The organism is Protofrankia sp. BMG5.30 (assembly GCF_001983005.1).
In the GTDB taxonomy this organism is placed as follows: Bacteria; Actinomycetota; Actinomycetes; order Frankiales; family Frankiaceae; genus Protofrankia; species Protofrankia coriariae.
In genome coordinates this window covers 87,524-106,134 of sequence record NZ_MOME01000011.1, presented here as the reverse complement: position 1 = coordinate 106,134, position 18,611 = coordinate 87,524, and the positions used below count along the sequence as shown (strand labels likewise).

At 70.6% G+C, this 18,611-nt stretch carries 12 protein-coding genes; 6 read left to right on the top strand and 6 right to left on the bottom strand.

Features of this window, described 5'->3' with window-relative positions; translation table 11 throughout:
• Positions 1-18: 18 nt before the first annotated feature.
• The 4 genes from hflX to lexA form a co-directional block, all read right to left on the bottom strand.
• Positions 19-1,401, bottom strand: coding sequence for a GTPase HflX (gene hflX, locus BL254_RS07200; RefSeq protein ID WP_076842867.1), 1,383 nt, complete (start codon positions 1,399-1,401; stop codon positions 19-21).
• Positions 1,402-1,485: 84 nt separating this feature from the next.
• Complete coding sequence (locus BL254_RS07195) at positions 1,486-2,427, bottom strand: EAL domain-containing protein (RefSeq protein ID WP_047221482.1); 942 nt, start codon at positions 2,425-2,427, stop codon at positions 1,486-1,488.
• 65 nt (positions 2,428-2,492) lie between these two features.
• The gene (miaA, locus tag BL254_RS07190) at positions 2,493-3,407 is read right to left on the bottom strand and encodes a tRNA (adenosine(37)-N6)-dimethylallyltransferase MiaA (protein ID WP_076842866.1); all 915 of its coding nucleotides are present in this window, start codon (positions 3,405-3,407) and stop codon (positions 2,493-2,495) included.
• Positions 3,408-3,424: 17 nt separating this feature from the next.
• On the bottom strand, positions 3,425-4,174 hold the full coding sequence (gene lexA / locus BL254_RS07185) for a transcriptional repressor LexA (protein WP_076842865.1): 750 nt from the start codon (positions 4,172-4,174) through the stop codon (positions 3,425-3,427).
• A gap of 295 nt (positions 4,175-4,469) precedes the next feature.
• Here lexA and BL254_RS07180 point away from each other — a divergent pair, with 295 nt between their 5' ends.
• The 3 genes from BL254_RS07180 to BL254_RS07170 all read left to right on the top strand — a co-directional run bounded on the left by BL254_RS07180 (position 4,470) and on the right by BL254_RS07170 (position 8,375).
• Positions 4,470-4,772, top strand: a complete 303-nt coding sequence (locus tag BL254_RS07180; RefSeq protein WP_047221399.1) for a LysM peptidoglycan-binding domain-containing protein — start codon at positions 4,470-4,472, stop codon at positions 4,770-4,772.
• A 163-nt stretch (positions 4,773-4,935) separates the two neighbouring features.
• The gene (gene nrdR, locus BL254_RS07175) at positions 4,936-5,397 is read left to right on the top strand and encodes a transcriptional regulator NrdR (RefSeq protein WP_076842864.1); all 462 of its coding nucleotides are present in this window, start codon (positions 4,936-4,938) and stop codon (positions 5,395-5,397) included.
• Positions 5,398-5,465: 68 nt separating this feature from the next.
• On the top strand, positions 5,466-8,375 hold the full coding sequence (locus tag BL254_RS07170) for a vitamin B12-dependent ribonucleotide reductase (protein ID WP_047221401.1): 2,910 nt from the start codon (positions 5,466-5,468) through the stop codon (positions 8,373-8,375).
• A 34-nt stretch (positions 8,376-8,409) separates the two neighbouring features.
• On the opposite strand, the gene BL254_RS07165 is transcribed toward BL254_RS07170, so the two are convergent.
• A complete protein-coding gene (locus BL254_RS07165; RefSeq protein WP_047221402.1) occupies positions 8,410-9,816 on the bottom strand; it encodes an amylo-alpha-1,6-glucosidase in 1,407 nt (468 codons plus the stop codon).
• Positions 9,817-10,208: 392 nt separating this feature from the next.
• On the opposite strand from BL254_RS07165, the gene BL254_RS07160 reads away from it, so the two are divergent.
• Complete coding sequence (locus BL254_RS07160) at positions 10,209-11,486, top strand: RNA polymerase sigma factor (protein ID WP_076842863.1); 1,278 nt, start codon at positions 10,209-10,211, stop codon at positions 11,484-11,486.
• A gap of 134 nt (positions 11,487-11,620) precedes the next feature.
• Here the strand turns inward: BL254_RS07160 and BL254_RS07155 are convergent, their stop codons facing one another.
• Positions 11,621-13,651, bottom strand: a complete 2,031-nt coding sequence (locus tag BL254_RS07155; RefSeq protein WP_083730905.1) for an acetoacetate--CoA ligase — start codon at positions 13,649-13,651, stop codon at positions 11,621-11,623.
• Positions 13,652-14,408: 757 nt separating this feature from the next.
• On the opposite strand from BL254_RS07155, the gene BL254_RS07150 reads away from it, so the two are divergent.
• Both BL254_RS07150 and BL254_RS07145 read left to right on the top strand, forming a co-directional pair.
• Complete coding sequence (locus tag BL254_RS07150) at positions 14,409-17,627, top strand: SpoIIE family protein phosphatase (protein WP_254857879.1); 3,219 nt, start codon at positions 14,409-14,411, stop codon at positions 17,625-17,627.
• Positions 17,628-17,702: 75 nt separating this feature from the next.
• A complete protein-coding gene (locus tag BL254_RS07145) occupies positions 17,703-18,527 on the top strand; it encodes an ABC transporter ATP-binding protein (RefSeq protein ID WP_076842862.1) in 825 nt (274 codons plus the stop codon).
• Positions 18,528-18,611: the final 84 nt, after the last annotated feature.

Below are 18,611 nucleotides of genomic sequence, written 5' to 3'. Positions count from 1 at the left end.
GGCCTCAGGCCGGCTCCCTCAGGCCGGTTCGAGGAGAAAGTCGGCGAGCTGGGAGGCGAGCTCGACCGGTACCAGGGCCCGCAGGACGGTGCCGGTCGCCGTGTGCTCGAGGCCGAGGACCTCCCCGCGGGCGTAGACCCGTGAGAGCAGGTCGCCGCGGGTGAACGGCAGCAGCACACACACCTCGACGTCGGGGTGGGGGACGCGCTCGGTCAGCTCCTCCACCAGGGCGGTCAGCCCGTCCCCGGTGCGGGCCGAGACAAGGATCGCGTCGGGGACGGTGCGGCGCACCCGGGCGAGCACGTCCGGGTCGGTGGCGTCGATCTTGTTCACGACCAGCAGCTCGGGGACGTCCGCGGCGCCGATGTCGTTGATCACCGTGCGGACCGCGGAGATCTGTGACATCGGGTCGGGATGCGAGCCGTCGACGACGTGCAGCAGCAGGTCGGCGTCGGCGACCTCCTCCAGGGTGGAGCGGAACGCCTCCACGATCTGGTGCGGCAGGTGGCGGACGAAGCCGACGGTGTCGGCGAGGGTGAACGTCCTGCCGTCGGGCAGCGTGGCCCGCCGCACGGCCGGGTCCAGGGTGGCGAACAGGGCGTCCTCGACCAGCACCCCGGCGCCGGTCAGCCGGTTGAGCAGTGAGGACTTGCCGGCATTGGTGTAACCGGTGATCGCGACCGCGGGGATGCCGCTGCGCTGCCGCGCCGACCGTTTGGTCGTCCGGACCGTCTTCATTCCGGTGAGCTCCCGGCGGAGCCTGGCCATGCGGGCGCRCAGCCGCCGCCGGTCCGTTTCGATCTTTGTTTCACCGGGGCCGCGGGTGCCGATGCCACCACCGGCGCGGGACATCGACTCACCCCAGCCACGCAGCCGCGGCAGCATGTACTGCAGCTGCGCGAGCTCGACCTGGGCCTTGCCCTCCCGGGAGGTGGCGTGCTGGGCGAAGATGTCGAGGATCAGTGCGGTCCGGTCGATGACCTTGACCTTGACGACGTCCTCCAGCTGGCGCAGCTGGCCGGGGGTCAGCTCACCGTCGCAGACGACGGTGTCGGCGCCGGTGGCGGTGACGACGTCGCGCAGCTCACGCGCCTTGCCGGAGCCGACGTACGTCGCCGAGTCGGGAGTGTCCCGACGCTGGATGAGMGCGTCCAGGATGACCGAGCCGGCCGTGGCCGCCAGCGCGGCGAGCTCGGCCATGGAGGTCTCCGCCTCGGCGGCCGTGCCCGAGGTCCACACTCCGATGAGAACCACCCGTTCCAGCCGGAGCTGGCGGTATTCGACCTCGGTGACGTCGTCGAGCTCGGTCGCCAGGCCTGGTACCCGGCGCAGCGCCAAACGGTCGGCGAGGTCGAGGCCGAGGTCCTCATCGGAGGCGTCGAAGATGGCGGGAAACGTCATGTCGCTGCCTCCTTTATCGCAGACTCCCACGTCCGCTCCGGGGCCGCGACCGAATTTTCTCGGTCGGATGATGGCAGTTCCCGGTCAGATGACGGCGGCCCGGGCCGGTCTCGGGATTGTGCCGGTGGCGGTGGCGGTGGCGGTGGCCGTGGCGCGGTCGGGYGCGGCGCGTCCGGCGCGTCCCGTGCCGCTGGTGGCGCCGGTCGGCCGGGAACGCCCGTGGCGCCGGTTCGGTCGGCCGCGGCCCAGGGCAATCATCCTGGCGTCGTCGGTGGGGACGGGCGGGCAGAACAGGCGGCCGGCTCCCCGGTCACAGTGCATCGCCGCCAGCCGGGACGCCATGACCACGCTGTCGACGCCCTCGGCGGTCACGACCATCTGCCGCCGGTGGGCCAGCGTGATGATCGAGGCCAGGACCGCCTCGCCCTCCAGGTCCCGCTGCATCGCGTGGAGGAAGCGGCCGTCGATCTTCACCATGTCCAGCGGCAGGACGTCGAGGGTGGACAGCGACGCGTACCAGGTGCCGAAACCGTCGACGCCGATCGCTGGTCCGAACGAACGCAGCCGGGCCAGCAGCCGGGGCACCCCGACCCGCGCGAGGCCGAGGGTCTGCTCGGTGAACTCCAGCCCGAGCGCTCCCGGTGGCAGCGCACGTCCGTGCATGAGCTGTTCCACCTCGATCGCGAAACCGGGCCGGGTCAGCTGGTCGGCGGTCACGTTGACCCACAGCCGGGGTGGGCGGATCGCGGTTCCCGCGGCCATTTCGTGCCATGTCCGGGCCTCGGCCACGGCGGTGCGTAACACCCAGCGGCCGACCTGGTCGGACAGGCCCGCGGCCGCGGCGGCCGGCATGAACTGCGACGGGTTCATCAGCCCCCGGTCGGGATGGTGCCAGCGCAGGAAGGCCTCCATCCCGGGAACCGACCCGGTGCGCAGGTCGACCTCGGGCTGGTAGTGCAGTTGTAACGACCCGTCGTCGAACGCGGCACACAGGGCCGGGACGAGGTTCAACTCGATCGCGGTCACACATGTCTCCAGACGACGGGTGTCTCCAGACGACGGGAAGAACGGGCCACGGACCCGCCGCACGTTCAGGCCGGGTTGACCATGCCCGCCACCTGCTCGACGTCGGGACGGTCMAGCCAAATTATGCGAGGATCGCRCCGAAACCACGACCTTTGTCTACGTGCCAGTCGGCGCGTCGCGGCAATTGTCGCGAGCCGGGCCGACTCGGCCGAATCGAGCGCGCCGTCGAGCCAGGCGAGAACCTGGGCGTAGCCCAGCGCCCGGGAGGCGGTGGGGCCGTCCCGCAGGCCCATGCTGACGAGGGCGTGGACCTCCTCGATCATGCCGGCGGCCCACATGCCGGCCACCCGGTCGGCGATCCTCGCGTCGAGTTGAGGATGGTCGATGCCGATCTGGACCGCGTCGTAGACCGAGCGGTGTTCCGGCAGGGAGGCGGTGAAGCTGCCGGTGAGCTCCACCACCTCCAGCGCGCGCACGATACGGCGGCCGTTGCCGGGCAGGATGGCGGCGGCCGCCGCCGGTGCCCGCGCGGCGAGATCGGCGTGCAGCGCGGCCGGGCCCCGCTCGGACAGCTCTCGCTCCAGCCGCCCCCGCACGGCCGGGTCGGTGCCGGGGAAGGCGAGGTCGTCGAGGACGGCCCGGACGTAGAGCCCGGAGCCGCCCACGAGCACCGGCGTGCGGCCGGCGGCCAGCAGACCGTCGACGACCTGTCGGGCCAGCGCCTGGTAGGACGCCACGTCGGCGGCGCGGGTGACGTCCCAGACATCGAGCAGGTGGTGGGGGACACCGCCGCGTTCCGCCGGCGGCACCTTGGCGGTACCGATGTTCATCCCGCGGTAGAGCTGCATGGAGTCGGCGTTGACGATCTCACCGTCCAGCTCGGTGGCCAGCGCGATCGCCAGGTCGCTCTTGCCGGCCGCTGTCGGCCCCACGACAGCCACGACCCGACCGGTGCGGTGCCGGTCGACACCTGTGCCCATGCTCCCTCCCGGGAGGATCAGACCCGGCGAAGGACCGCGACGATCCGGCCGAGGATCGTCGCGCTGTCACCCGGAATGTCAGCATAGGCCGGATTCTGCGGCTCGAGCCAGACGTGGCCGTCACGACGGCGCAGTGTCTTGACCGTCGCCTCGCCGTCGATCATCGCGGCGACGATCTCGCCGTTGTCCGCGACCGGCTGCTGGCGGACGACCACCCAGTCGCCGTCACAGATCGCGGCGTTGACCATGGAGTCCCCGACGACCCGCAGGGTGAACAGGGTGCCCTCGCCCACGATCTCGCGGGGGAGCGGGAAGACCTCCTCGACCGCCTGCTCGGCGAGGATCGGCCCACCCGCGGCGATGCGGCCGAGGACCGGCACGTAGRCCGCCTGTGCGGGGCCGTCCGTCGACGAACCCGCCGTGAGTGTACCGACGCCGGGGGCCTGGCGTGCCACGGGGCGTACCGGTGCCTGTGCGGAGAGGACCTCCATGGCCCGGGGGCGGTGCGGGTCACGGCGCAGGAAGCCCTTCTCCTCCAGCGTCTTCAGCTGGTGCGCGACGCTGGACGTGCTCGTGAGCCCCACCGCATCGCCGATTTCCCGCACGCTCGGCGGGTAGCCTCGGCGCTCGACAGCGTCGCGGATCACCTCAAGCACCTTGCGTTGGCGGGGGGTCAGGCCCGCGGCGTCCGCCGGCCCGTCCGGCAGGTCGCGCACGGAGCCGCGGGGGGGCCGGCCACGGCGGGTGCGGTTGTCGTCGGTGGTCATCCCTGCCGTACTCCTTCGTTGTCGGTCATGGCAGACTTACGCTCCCGGCATATCCGACGTTTTGCCGTGAACCGGAGCYGCGGCCACGACCTGGATCTGACCTGGATCTGACCTGAATCTGATCGCTACGACCGTAACCGTCGCGGCCGGATATCTCAAACGTCTGTTCGAGCGTGTCACGACGATTCCGTCGGGGCCGTGCAGTAMAAACTCGACCAGGCGTTCGATCGAACGGATGTTCTTTGATCATGTTGTTGGAAGTGGTACGTGCTGGTGGAAGTTGGGGAGGTGGACGATGCGGGCGTCGGCTGAGCCTCCGTTGCGGCTGACCGGGCGGGGCCGGGTTGTCCTGGTTGTCCTGGTTATGCTGGTGTCCTGCCTGGTGCTGTCCGTGGCCCGGGTGACGTCGTCGGCCGCGCCGACCGGGGACGACCGGCCGGCGCGCGTCCATGTGGTCCGGTCCGGGGAGACGTTGTGGGGCATCGCCCGCGGGCTGGCTCCCGACGGTGACACCCGGGTGGCCGTGGCCCGTCTGGCCGGCCTCAATCGGCTGGAGACGACCGATCTCGTCCCCGGCCAGACGCTCCGCCTGCCGTGACAGGTCCTCGTGACGGGTCTGTCATGACGGGTTCGCTGTGACGGATTTGTCAGGAGGCTCCACACACTGGCCAGCTTGCCAGGTCGTAGTGTCCGGTCCTAGTGTTGACCACAACATCTTGTAGTTGCATGGCTGTGAGTTGACAAGATCTTGGGGGTTGTGCGTGCGGTGTCCGTTCTGTCGACACCCCGACAGCAAGGTCGTCGACAGTCGGGAGGCTGAGGAGGGCGCCGCGATCCGTCGCCGCCGGTCGTGCCCGTCCTGCGGCCGTCGTTTCACGACGATCGAAGAGGCGTCACTGCGGGTCATCAAGCGCAGCGGTGTCACCGAGCCGTTCAGCCGCGGGAAGGTGATCGCCGGCGTGCGGCGGGCATGCCAGGGGCGACCGGTCCAGGCGGACGCGCTGGCCCGGCTCGCCCAGCTGGTCGAGGACACGTTGCGTGCCTCGGGGGCTGCCGAGGTCRCCTCGGACGAGATCGGCCGAACGATCCTCGGACCGCTGCGGGAGCTCGACGAGGTCGCCTACCTGCGGTTCGCCTCGGTGTACCTGTCCTTCGAGTCGCTGGAGGACTTCGAGGCGGYGATCGCCGATCTGCGCGGGCGGGCCGACCGGTCGCCGTCGTAGCCACRCACCCCGACACGACAGACAGCTGGTGAGGAACACCATCCGACCGACGCCAGACGAGGAGCGCCATGACCGACAACCGTGGCACGAAAGCCAGCAAGACCGCCACCAAGGCCGCCCCCAGGGCCACCGGCCTGAAGGTGCGACGCGTCAACACCTCGCCGGGTGTCCACCCTTATGACGAGGTCACCTGGGAGCTGCGGGACGTCGTCATGACCAACTGGCGCGACGGCTCGGTCAACTTCGAGCAGCGCGGGGTGGAGTTCCCCGACTTCTGGTCGGTGAACGCCACGAACATCGTCACGAGCAAGTACTTCCGGGGCGCGCTCGGCAGCTCCGCCCGCGAGCGGTCCCTGCGTCAGCTCATCGACCGGGTCGTGCGCGCCTACGGCGCGGCCGGCACCGAGCACGGGTACTTCGCCTCGCCGGCGGACGCCGAGATCTTCGAGCACGAACTGACCTGGATGCTGCTGCACCAGGTGTTCAGCTTCAACAGCCCGGTGTGGTTCAACGTCGGCACGTCCGCGCCGCAGCAGGTCTCGGCCTGCTTCATCCTCTCGGTCGACGACACGATGGAGTCGATCCTCAACTGGTACCGGGAGGAGGGGCTGATCTTCAAGGGCGGGTCGGGCGCCGGGCTGAACCTGTCGCGTATCCGATCGTCCAAGGAGCTGCTGTCCTCGGGCGGTACCGCCTCGGGCCCGGTGAGCTTCATGCGCGGGGCCGACGCCTCGGCCGGCACGATCAAGTCGGGCGGCGCGACCCGACGGGCCGCGAAGATGGTCGTACTCGATGTTGATCATCCGGACATCGTTGACTTTGTCGAGACCAAGTCCCGTGAGGAAAGCAAGATCCGTGCGTTGCGGGACGCCGGCTTCGACATGGACCTCGGCGGCCGTGACATCGTCTCGGTGCAGTATCAGAACGCCAACAACTCCGTCCGGGTGACGGACGAGTTCATGCGGGCCGTCATCGACGACGCCGACTTCAACCTGCGGGCCAGGCTCGACGGGCGCACGGTCGAGACCATCTCGGCCCAGTCGCTGTTCCGCACCATCGCCCAGGCGGCCTGGGACTGCGCGGACCCCGGGATCCAGTACGACGACACGATCAACGACTGGCACACCTGCCCGGAGTCCGGTCGGATCAGCGCCAGCAACCCCTGCAGCGAATACGTGCATCTGGACAACTCCAGCTGCAACCTGGCGTCGCTCAACCTGATGAAGTTTCTGCGCAAGGACCTCAGTTTCGACGCCGACGCGTTCGTGGCGGCCGTTGAACTGATCATCACCGCGATGGACATCTCGATATGCTTCGCGGACTTCCCGACACCGGAGATCACCCGGGTGTCCCGGATGTTCCGCCAGCTCGGCATCGGCTACGCCAACCTCGGCGCGCTGCTGATGGCCACCGGCCGCGCATACGACTCCGAGGGCGGCCGGGCCATGGGCGCGGCCATCACGTCGCTGATGACCGCGACGGCCTACCGCCGTTCGGCGGAGATCGCGGCGGCGCTCGGGGCCTACGACGGCTTCGCGCGCAACACCGACGCCCACCGCCGGGTGATCCGCAAGCATGCCGCCGCCACCGACGCCGTCCGCACGGTCGGGACCGACGACGCCCGCGTGCTCGCCGTCGCCGCCCGCGAGTGGGAGCGTGCCCAGAGCGTCGGGGAGAAGCACGGCTGGCGCAACGCCCAGGTCAGCCTGCTCGCCCCGACCGGCACGATCGGCCTGGCGATGGACTGCGACACCACCGGCATCGAGCCCGACCTCGCGCTGGTGAAGATGAAGAAGATGGTCGGCGGCTCCAGCATGCGGATCGTCAACCAGACGGTTCCCGCCGCGCTGCGCGCTCTCGGCTACGCCGAGGAGACCATCGAGGCGATCGTCGAGTACATCGCCGAGCACGGCCACGTCATCGACGCTCCCGGCCTGCGCCGCGAGCACTACGAGGTCTTCGACTGCGCGATCGGGGAGCGGGCCATCACCCCGATGGGGCACATCCGGATGATGGCGGCGGTCCAGCCGTTCCTGTCCGGCGCCATCTCCAAGACCGTCAACATGCCCACGTCGGCCACGGTCGAGGAGGTCGAGCAGATCTACCTGGAAGGGTGGCGGCTCGGCCTGAAGGCACTGGCGATCTACCGGGACAACTGCAAGGTCGGCCAGCCGCTGTCGGACCTGCGCGGCGCGAAGCGGTCCGCGAGCGGGGGCGCGGGCGAGCAGACGGCCGCGCAGCCCGCTGCCGCGCCGTCCGGTGAGCACCGCCCGGTCCGGCGCCGGCTGCCGAAGATCCGCCAGTCGCAGACGGTCTCCTTCACCGTGGGTGGCGCCGAGGGGTACCTGACCGCCGGGTCGTATCCCGACGACGGGCTCGGCGAGGTCTTCATCAAGATGTCGAAGCAGGGCTCGACCCTCTCCGGCGTGATGGACGCGTTCGCCATCGCGGTCTCGATCGCGCTCCAGCACGGCGTCCCGTTGGAGACCTACGTCCGCAAGTTCATCAACATGCGCTTCGAGCCGGCCGGCATGACCGACGACCCGGACGTGCGGATCGCCCAGTCGGTGATGGACTACCTCTTCCGCCGCCTCGCCCTGGACTACCTCCCCGAACAGACCCGCGCGGAGCTCGGCGTCCTCAGCGCGCAGGAGCGGGCCCGCCAGCTCACCGGCCAGCACGGGGGAACCGGCCCGGCGGACGCGGTCGAGACAGCCGACCCGGAGGTGGCCGAGGTGGCCGGGCCCGACGTGGCCGGGGCAGCGGTTGATGCCGGGGCCGTCCACACCCACCAGGTGGGCCTGCCCACGACGCTGGAGGTGCGGGGCGCGATGCCGCGCAGTGTCCCACCGGGTGAGGCGCTGTCGGCCCAGAACGTGGTGGACGCGCCACTGTGCTTCACCTGTGGGGTCACCATGCGTCCCGCGGGCAGTTGCTACGTGTGCGAACAGTGCGGTTCCACCAGCGGCTGCAGCTGATCGCTCGGGCCGGTTGACCCGGCGCGGCGGCCGGTCAGCCGCCGCGCCGGGTCAGGTGCTCTCCGTCGTCCGCGCCCGTGCGGGCGGACGGCAGGTGGTGAGCGGCTTTCCGGCCGTCGAGCAGGTCCAGGAGCAGGGCCGCCGTCCACGAGAAGTGGTTGCTGCCCACCCCGGTGCCGTCGAACGGCGAGTAGTACTCGTACAGGCCCTCGGATCCCGCGATCATCGAGATCGTGCCGGCGCGCAGCCGTTCGGCGAGGTCGCCGCGGCCGGCGCGGTCGAGCCCGTCGGCGAGCAGCCAGTTCATGTTCACCCAGACCGGGCCCTGCCAGTAGCAGCGGGGCTGGAAGTCGGGATCGTCGGTGGGGGTGCTGGCGATGCCGTGGGCCGGCCAGAACCGCCGCGCGGTCATCCGGCTGACAAGGTCCTCGACGCTGTCAGGGGGCACGACACCGGCATACAGGGCGAGGAAGCCGGCGACCGTGGGTCTGCTGATCAGCCGGCCGGAACGCGCGTCCCGGCTCCAGTACATGCCGTCGGCGAACAGGGTGGGCAACGCTGCCCTGGTCCGGCGGGCCGAGCGCAGCAGCTGGTTGGGCAGCTGTTCGCCGATGTCGGCGGCGATGTCGCGCAGGTGGTCGTTCGCGCGGGCGAGAATCGCGTTGAAGGCGACGTCCTGTACCAGCGGGACGCGGGAGGCGCGGATCCGGCTGAAGTCGTAACGGGCGTCGCGTAGCTCCCCGACCAGGTGGTAGAGGGTGAACAGGTCGGTGGCGGACAGCCGCTGGTCGGACGGGACCTCCTTGTTGTCCCGCCGCAGGGCGTCGAGCGCGCCGTCCCCGTTGAGCCGGCGGATGAGCTTCAGGGGGATGGGGGCTGCCCTGCGAGTGAGCTCCATCCAGGCGGGGGTGTTGTCCATCCCCGACTCCCACGAGTGGACCAGGGTGACCAGCCCGGTGTCGTCGGGGTCACGTTCGCGGTACAGCCAGCAGTGGTAGCGCAGCAGACCCGGGTAGATCGCCCGGTAGAACTCGCGGCGCCGGGCCGGGTCGAACACCTCGCCGACGCGGACGACGGCCTCAGCGATCATCGGCGGCTGGGTGACGCCGGTCGTCTGCACATGCTCCGGGCCGCCGTCGACGAGATCGGAGCGCCACCGGTCGGGCCCGGCGTGGTAGCTGCCGGAGCCGGAGAAGATGACGTGCGGAATCATCCCGTTGGGCCACTGGCCGTGCAGCAGCGAGAGGATTTCCCGGCTGGCCCGTTCGGGGTCGATGTGCCGTAGCCCGATGGCGATGAAGCAACTGTCCCACAACCACTGGTGCGGGTAGAGCGTCGGAGACGGTCGGGTCGCCCCACCCAGATCGTTGTCCCGCAGTACCTCGATCGCGGACGTTCGGAGTTCGGTGAGCACCTCGGACGGCAGAGCCGACGATGACATCGTGTGAGGGTACCGGGGCCGGTGGCGGGCAGCGCCGGAAGCTCGTGACACTCTCGTGATCTCACGTACTCTCGGTGACGATTGTTACGGTCCGTCCGCATTATTGTGGCTGTGTTGACGGAAAGTTGGGACTAGTCTCGTTCTCGACGGCGCGGACGTGGAGAACTGAAGAGATAATTAGTTATTCGTGACACACCGGCTGATCCGCGGAGTAGTCTTCGCGACAGCGGGTGCGGCGTCCCGAGGGTGAGGGTCTACACTGCTTCGTAGACCCGGCGATCGCTTACGTCCGGTTGTGTCTGAACGCGGAATGGGAGAGACGCCCCCAGGCGTTGCCCATACGTGCAAGCACCAAGACCCGCCACCCGCACCGACCTTCGGATCTGCTACTGATGACGCTGCCTGCCCTCGAACTTCATGAGCGCTCCGATGAGCCGCGTACGCGTGCCGTGAGCACGCGACGGACTCGTCGGTCATCCACTCCTGCCCGCACGGCGCCCAGCCGCAGCTTGGCCGCCGTGCCCGATGATACCGACGAACTCGACGTGACTCAGGTCGCCGAGCTCGTCGCGCGTGGACGTGAGTCCGGCGAACTCAGCCGTGCCGAGCTCCGTGAGGCACTGGAGACCGCCGATCTCGGTCTTGAACTGCTGCCTGTCCTGGTCGCCCGGCTGACCACACTCGGGGTCGAGGTTCTCGACGAGGAAGAAGAGGAGGCGCCGGGCGGGGCTGCGGCCACGYGCGCGACGTCCGAGCACGCCGGAACCGCCGACCTTGTCCGCATGTACCTGCGTGAGATCGGCAAGGTGCCGCTGCTCAACGCCGCGCAGGAGGTCGAGCTGTCGAAGCGGGTCGAGGCCGGGCTGTTCGCCGAGTACAAGCTGGACACCGATTCCGACCTGGCCCCGGAGCTGCGTYGCGACCTGCAGACCCTGGTCCGGGACGGGCACGCCGCCAAGCAGCAGTTGGTCTCGGCGAACCTGCGCCTGGTCGTCTCGGTCGCCAAGAAGTACAGCGGCCGGGGCATGACCCTGCTCGACCTGGTCCAGGAGGGCAACCTCGGCCTGATCCGCGCGGTCGAGAAGTTCGACTACGCCAAGGGCTACAAGTTCTCGACCTATGCCACCTGGTGGATCAGGCAGGCCATCGGCCGGGCCCTGGCCGACCAGGCCAGGACCATCCGGATCCCGGTGCACGTGGTCGAGCAGATCAACAAGATCACTCGGCTGCAGCGGCAGCTCGTCTCCACGCTCGGCCGGGAACCGACCGACGAGGAGCTGGCGCTCGAGCTCGACATGCCGATCGAGCAGGTCGTCGAACTGCGGCGGTACGCGCAGGACACGGTCAGCCTGGAGACCGCCGTCGGCGACGACGGCGACTCCGTCCTCGGTGACTTCATCGAGGACGCCGACGCCACCTCGCCCGCGGACGCCGCCTCCTACGGCGCCATGCAGGACGAGATCGAAGGCGTGTTGAACTCGCTCACCCCGCGTGAGCGTGAGGTGATGCGGCTGCGGTTCGGTCTCGCCGACGGCAAGCAGCACACCCTCGCCGAGGTGGGCAACCRCCTGGGGCTGACCCGGGAGCGGATCCGCCAGATCGAGCGGGACACCCTGCGTGAGCTGCGCAAGCCGGCGGTCGCGGGCAGGCTGCGGGAGTTCCTCGACTAGTTTCCCCGCGGCTGGTTTCCCCGCGCACGACACACGATCCCCTGTCCGGGTGGTTGACCGGGCAGGGGATCGTCGCGTTGTACGGCCTGTTCGTACGAGACCGGCCTGTTCGTACGAGACCGGTATGGCGTGGGTCAGCCGGGCGCCGGCGGCATGAACGGCAGCAGCGCCTGGGGATTGGCGACGGCACCGAGGCTGATCGCCTGCTCCAGCGGCTCGCCCAGCAGCAGCCGTCTGACCGGCACCTCCAGTTTCTTGCCGTTCTGGGTGCGGGGAACCTCGACGATCTTCTCGATGCGGTCGGGCACGTGACGAGGGCTGAGCTCACGGCGGATCGCGGCGCGCAGCGTCTCGGTGAACACGCCGTCGAACACCACGTCGTCTGCCAGGCAGACGTAGAGGACGAGCTCACCACGCCGGTCGGCGGTCGAGGTGTCGATGACAATACTGTCGGTCACACCAGGGATGTTCTCCACCACCTGGTACAGCTCGGCGGTACCGATCCGGACCCCCGCGCGGTTCAGCGTGGCGTCGGACCGGCCGTGGATGGACACGGCCCCGCGGGAGGTGACGCGCGCCCAGTCCCCGTGCCGCCACACGTCCTCGTAGGTCGAGAAGTAGGCCGCCCGCAGCAGCGAGCCGTCGTCGTCCCCCCACAGGGCGACCGGCATGGACGGCATGGGAGCGGTGATCACCAGCTCGCCGACCTCGTCGACGACATCCTTGCCCTGTTCGTCGAAGGTGGTCACCGCGCAGCCGAGCCCACGCATGGGGATCTCCCCGGCGCGCACCGGCAGCGTCGGCAGGCCGAGCACGAACGCGGTGCACACCTCCGTCCCGCCGCTGATGGAGGACAGCATCAGGTCGCTGCCGACGGACTCGTACACCCAGGCGTACGTCCGCGTGGGCAGCGGCGCGCCGGTGGATCCCACGGTGCGCAGCGCCGAGAGGTCGGCGATCTCACGGGGAACCGTGCCGGAGCGTGCGCACTCGGCCAGGAAACCGGGGCTCGTCCCGAAACAGGTGACCCCGGTGGCCTCGGCCAGGCGCCAGAGAGCGCCGGGGTCGGGGAACTTCGGGCTTCCGTCGAAAAGCACCACGGTCGAGCCGGCGAGCAGGCCGGAGACGAGCAGGTTCCACATCATCCAGCCGGTGCTCGTCACCCACAGGAAGCGGTCGTCCGGCCCGAGGTCGAGGTGGAGTACCAGCGCCTTGAGATGTTCGAGCAGGATGCCGCCGTGACCGTGCACGATCGGTTTGGGTTTTCCGGTCGAACCGGAGGAGTACAGGATCCACAGCGGCGCGTCGAACGGGAGACGGTGGAAGGTCGGGACGGCGTCGTCACATCCRGCGAGCAGGTCCTCCCAGGCCAGGATGCCCGGCAGGCCGATGGTGCGGGCCCGTTCAAGGGCGTCCGTGGCCAGGTAGGCGACGATGACGGTGGCGCGCAGGCCGGGCAGCCGCTCGGCCACCTTGGCCAGGACTCCGAGCGTGTCGAACGACTGCCCGCCGTGGGTGTAGCCGTCGACGCCGATGAGCACGGTCGGGCGCACCTGGGCGAAACGGTCCGCAAGGCCGGTGGGCCCGAAGTCGGGGGAGCATGACGACCAGACCGCTCCGACAGCGGTGGTGGCGAGCATCGCCACCACCGCGTGAATACAGTTCGGCAGCACGGCGCAGACCCGGTCGCCCGGTCCCACCCCCAGCCGGCGCAGGCCCGCGGCGGCGGCCGCGACCTCGCGGCGCAGTTCGTCCCAGGACACCACGGCCGTGGTGGCGTCCTCGCGTACGGCGATCACCGCCGGCGCCGGCCCGTGGCGGGTCAGGGCGTTCTCGGCGTAGTTCACCTGGGCGGTCGGGAACCATCGGGCGCCCGGCATCCGCGCGTCGGCGAGCGCGGGCCCGTCCCCGCGTTCGCCCTCGACCGCGCAGAAGTCCCAGATCGAGTCCCAGAAGCCGTCGAGATCGTCCACCGACCACTGCCACAGGGCGGTGGCGTCGGTCAGCCGTCGGCCCCGTTCGGCGGCCAGCCACTCGAGGTAGGCGGTGACCCCGGCGGCGCGGACCCGCTGCGCGGACGGCGTCCACAGCAGTTGTCCCTCGATGCCGGTATCCGCTCCGGTGTCCGGGGCAGGTCCGTGTTCGTTGCCGTGTCCAGCAGCCACGGACCCAGACCCTAACGAATTCCTGGCCTGTTCAACGCGGCGTAACCGCGGAGATCGTGGACAGCTGACGGGTGCGGACGCGTACCGGGCACGGGAGGTAGGGCCCGGCGCTGTCCCGGGCGTTCGGCCCCGGGCGTTCGGCCCCGGGTGTTCGTCACAACGGAACGACAAAGGATGTCGACAGTGCGGTCGATGTTCCCTGGGAATCCGTTGGGCCCGATATGGACGGGTCGGGCCGGCTACTGTCAGGGCATGGGCGGGCGCTGCCCGGTCGGGCGATCCAGGGCCGACGGCGGTCGAGAGAAAACGGGCGGGACGCCGTCGGACATGCGCCGTCACACATGCGATGCGTGCCACCCCTGTCAGTCGATGGACAGCGCACGGCCTGCCCGGCCCGGCACGATCGGGCGCATGAGGTGTTTTCCAGGCCCAGGGTGTGTCCCGGGCCGTCGACCGACCAGCGACGTGCCGGCCCATGGTGGGACGTGACAGCGATCCGACACCCGGGGCGAGCAGCGGTCCAGTTCCCGGGACTGGTGAGGAACCGGTGTCCGAAAACATCAGAGGTAAGGTTTTGGGCACAACGCTRCCACACCGGCCACAATCTTCTCCCATGACGACGCCGTTCCTCGGGGAGCTTCCCGGACAGCCGCCGAGCGGACCGGCAGGTGACCGGRCTGGCTGGAGCGACGCTCACGGGGCTCGCAGGACGAACGGTGCCGGCCATGCGGGTGCGGAGAAAGCCAGGGGCGCCGGGGTGGCCGAGGACGACGAGGGCAGGAGCGAGGGTGGGAGCGCCGCCGGGGAGGAGCCCGCCGGGGCTGGTCCGGACGACCCGCCGAGGCCGCCCGCCGCGGTGGAGCCGACCATCACCCTGCTCGAGGCGCTGTTCGCCCAGGCGCCGGCCGGTTTCGCCTTCTACGACACCCAGGGACGCTACCTGCGGGTCAATGACGTCCTGGCCAGGCTGAACGGGCGGGCGCCCAGCGAGCACGTCGGCCGCACCATGCCGGAGCTGCTCGGCGACGTCGGCCACGAGATGGACCGCCTGTTGCGGCGGGTGCTCACCACCGGTGAGCCGGTGGCCAACTTCGAGGTCAGCGCCRCCACCACCGCCGCGGGGCCGCCGCGGATCTGGACGATGAGCTGGTTTCCGGCCACGGACGCCCATGGCGTGCCGCTGGGTGCGGCGCTCGTCGCCACCGACGTCACCAGGATCAGCGACGCCCGCCACCAGTTGGCCCGCGGTGAGGCTCGGTACCGGGCGCTCGCGCAGGCCGGGGACACGGACGTGTTCCATGCCGGTGCCCGCGGCGCCCTGGACGTGGACATGCCGCGCTGGCGGGCCGTCACCGGCCAGAGCTTCCCGGAGATCGCCGGGGCAGGCTGGCTTGGCGGGGTGCACGCCGAGGACCGTGACCGGGTCGCCGACGCCTGGCGCAAGGCTGTCGAGCAGCGCACCGTCTTCGACGCCGAGTTCCGTCTCGACGCCGCGGACGGGACGGAGCGGGTGCTCGTCATGCGGATCGTTCCTATTACTGAGGGTGATTATCCGCTTGAGTGGATCGGTGTCAGCCGTGACGTGACCGAGATCCGTGCCGCCGCGGCGGCACGCGACGCGCCGGCGGTCGACGGGCCCAACACGGCAGACACAATGGATGACACGACAGGCACAACAGCTGGCGCAGCCGAACAGGCCGAACAGATTCGCCTGGTCACGGCGGCATTGTCACGTGCTGTAAGCATCGACGAGGTCGCCGCCGTGGTGCTCGCCGCCGGCCGGCAGGTGCTGGGGGCGAACGGGCGGGGGATCGCGCTGGTCGACGAAGTCGACAACTGTCTGCGTTTTCGATCGCTGCTCGGTTATCCCGCGCTCCTCGCCCAGGCATGGTCGGGGATCAGCCTGGAGGCGTCCCACCCGGTCGCGGAGGCGGTCCGCGGCGCCTCGCCGCTGTTCCTCCTCGACCGGGAGGAACTGACCGCGCGGTGGCCCGCGCCCGAGCAGGCCGCGATCCTGGCCGAGGCCGACGAGCACGCCTGGGCGATCCTGCCGCTGGCGACCGTCGACGCGCCGTTCGGCGTCCTGCTGTTCGGCTTCCGGGCCCGGCAGGCGTTCTCCGCGGCCGACCGCGCGTATCTGACCGCGCTCGCCGACCAGTGCGCCCGGGCGCTGGAACGCGCGACGCTGTTCGAGCGCGTCCTGGCCGAGGCCCGTTCCAGCCGCCGGGCGGAGGAGACCGCCCGCACCGCCGCGGCCGCGGCCCGGGAGGCCGGCCGTCGCCTTGAGCTGCTCGCCCGGGCGACCGGGGCGGTCGGCAGCGCGCTGGAGCCCGAGCGGGCCCTGCGGGCGCTCACCGACGTCGTCGTGGGCGAGCTGGCCGACTCGTGCGCGGTCTACCTGGTCGAGTCCGGACCGGACAGGCAGGACCTACCAGTCAGGACGGACGGGCCGGACGGCCTGGGAGGAGCGCCCGCCGCCGGCCCGGCCGGGGCGCCGGTCCTGCGGCGGGCGGTCGTGTCGGTGCGCCCCGGTCTGACCCAGCTGCTGATGCCCCGGGCCCGCACGGGCCGGTGGCCGCGGGACAGCCCGGTCCATCTCGCCGCGCTCACCGGGCGTGGGCACATCGCTCCGTTGGCCGGCGCGCCCTGGCTGTCGTCCACCGACATGGCGCGCTGGATGGAGCATGTCGGCGCGCACACCCTCGCCGCCGTGCCGTTGATCCTGCGCGGCCAGGTGGCCGGTGTGGTCAGCCTGATGGCCGCCRGCGACCGGCCGCCGTACACCCAGGCCGACGTGGCCTTTCTCGAGGAGCTCGCGGCCCGCGCGGCGGTCGCGGTCGAGCACGCGGAGCTCTACCGGCGCAGCCGGGACACCGCGCTGACCCTGCAGCGCAGCCTGCTCCCACCGACCGTGGTCGAGCCGGAGGGGCTGGAGATCGCCGCCCGCTACGTGCCCGGGGTCGAGGACACCGAGGTCGGCGGGGACTGGTTCGACGTGATCGACCTCGGCGCGGGCCGGGTCGGTCTGGTCATCGGCGACGTCATGGGCCGCGGGGTCCGCGCCGCGGCGATCATGGGCCAGCTACGGACCGCGGTGCGGACCTGCGCGCGCCTGGAGCTCTCCCCGTACGAGGTGCTGACCCTGCTCGACGGCGTGGTCAGCGAGATCGACGAAGGCCAGATCGCCACCTGCATCTACGGCGTCATCGAGCCGCACACGGGCCTGCTGACGCTGGCGAACGCGGGGCATCCGCCGCCGCTGGTGGTGGCCCCCGACGGCCTGGTGTCGCGGCTGTACATGGAGGTCGGCACCCCGCTCGGCCTCGGCCGCGGTGACGTCAAGGAGTACACCGTCCGCCTGCAGCGGGGGGCGTTGCTGGTCCTGTTCACCGACGGGCTGGTGGAAAGCCGGGAACGCGACATCGACGCCGGTGTCTCGGACCTGGCCGCCGTGCTCGCCCGGCAGGACGGCTCCCTGGGCAGACGGGCCGACCAGGCCCTGGAGGCCCTCGGCCGGGATGTCGGCCATGACGACGACGTGGCCCTGCTGCTGGTGGGGCTGCCCGACACCGACGCGGGCGGGGCGACCCGCTACGCCGACATCACGGTCCCCGACGGGCCGGCCGGCCTAGGCGCGGCCCGGGGACGGGCCTGCGACCTGCTGACGACGTGGTCGGTGGACGCCGACACCGCCGACTCCGTCGTCCTGCTGATGTCGGAGCTGGTCACCAACGCGCTGGTGCACGGTCGGTCCCCGCTGTCCGTGCGGCTGCGCCGGACCGGGTCCCGGGTGATCGTGGAGGTGTCCGACCGCGACCCGCGGCTGCCCCGGCGCCGGCACGCCGATTTCGACGACGAGGGCGGCCGCGGCCTCGAACTGGTCTCGCTCATCGCATCCCGCTGGGGGACCAGATCGGTCGGTGACGGCAAGGTCGTGTGGGCGGAGATAGCTGCGCCACCGCTTGAGACGGGCTGAGAAGTCGGTCACCTCCCGACGGACACACCATCCCGGCCGACTCCGCGCCGGGACGGGTCGCGTAACGTGAGGCCCGTGACAGACGTGGTGTTGCGCCTGGACTCGGTAACTGTTGTACGGGATGGCGCGACGCTCCTTTCCGACATCCACTGGACCGTTGCCGACGGTGAACGCTGGGTCATTCTCGGGCCGAACGGCGCCGGGAAGACAACCCTGCTCCAGGTTGCGGCGAGTCGGGTTTTCCCGACTCGAGGAACGGTCGACCTGCTCGGCGGTCGGCTTGGCGAGGTCGACGTGTTCGACCTGCGCAGCCGGGTGGGCCTGGCGAGTTCGGCGGTGGCGGACCTCCTGCCGGCCACCGAACGCGTCCTCGACGTGGTCATGACGGCCGCGTGGGCGGTGCTCGGGCGGGCCACCGAGAAATACACCGATGACGACCRCTGGCGGGCCCTTGAGCTGCTCGCCCAGGTCGGGTGCGGGAATCTCGCCGAACGGCGGTACGGCACCCTGTCCGAAGGCGAGCGCAAACGCGTCCAGATCGCGCGTGCGCTGATGACCGACCCCGAACTGCTGCTGATGGACGAACCGGCCGCCGGGCTCGATCTGGGGGCCCGTGAGGCCCTGCTGGTGCGGCTGACCAGGCTGGTCGCGGATCCGCTGTCGCCGGTGACCATCATGGTCAGTCACCACGTGGAGGAAATCCCACCGGGTGTGACCCACGCGCTGCTCCTGCGCGCCGGCCGGGTAGTCGCGGCCGGGCCTGTCGAGACGGTCCTGACCGGTCCGACGCTGTCGGCGTGCTTCGGCATTCCCCTTGAGGTCGGTGCCGGTGCCGGCCGGTTCTCCGCGCGGCTGATGCCCGTCTTCCAGCATTCGGGGCGTACCGCGCCGTCTGTCTGAGCCGTCTGTCTGAGCCGCCCGTCTGAGCCGTCCGCTGGGCGGTTTCCACGGGTGGCTGTCTCCAGTGGCTGTTTCCAGCGGATG

Excerpts from the sequence above, each read along its gene's own strand:
- BL254_RS07180 (WP_047221399.1), top strand. The coding sequence starts at position 4,470 with ATGCGGGCGTCGGCTGAGCCTCCGTTGCGGCTGACCGGGCGGGGCCGG.
- BL254_RS07170 (WP_047221401.1), top strand. The coding sequence starts at position 5,466 with ATGACCGACAACCGTGGCACGAAAGCCAGCAAGACCGCCACCAAGGCC.
- BL254_RS07165 (WP_047221402.1), bottom strand. The coding sequence starts at position 9,816 with ATGTCATCGTCGGCTCTGCCGTCCGAGGTGCTCACCGAACTCCGAACG.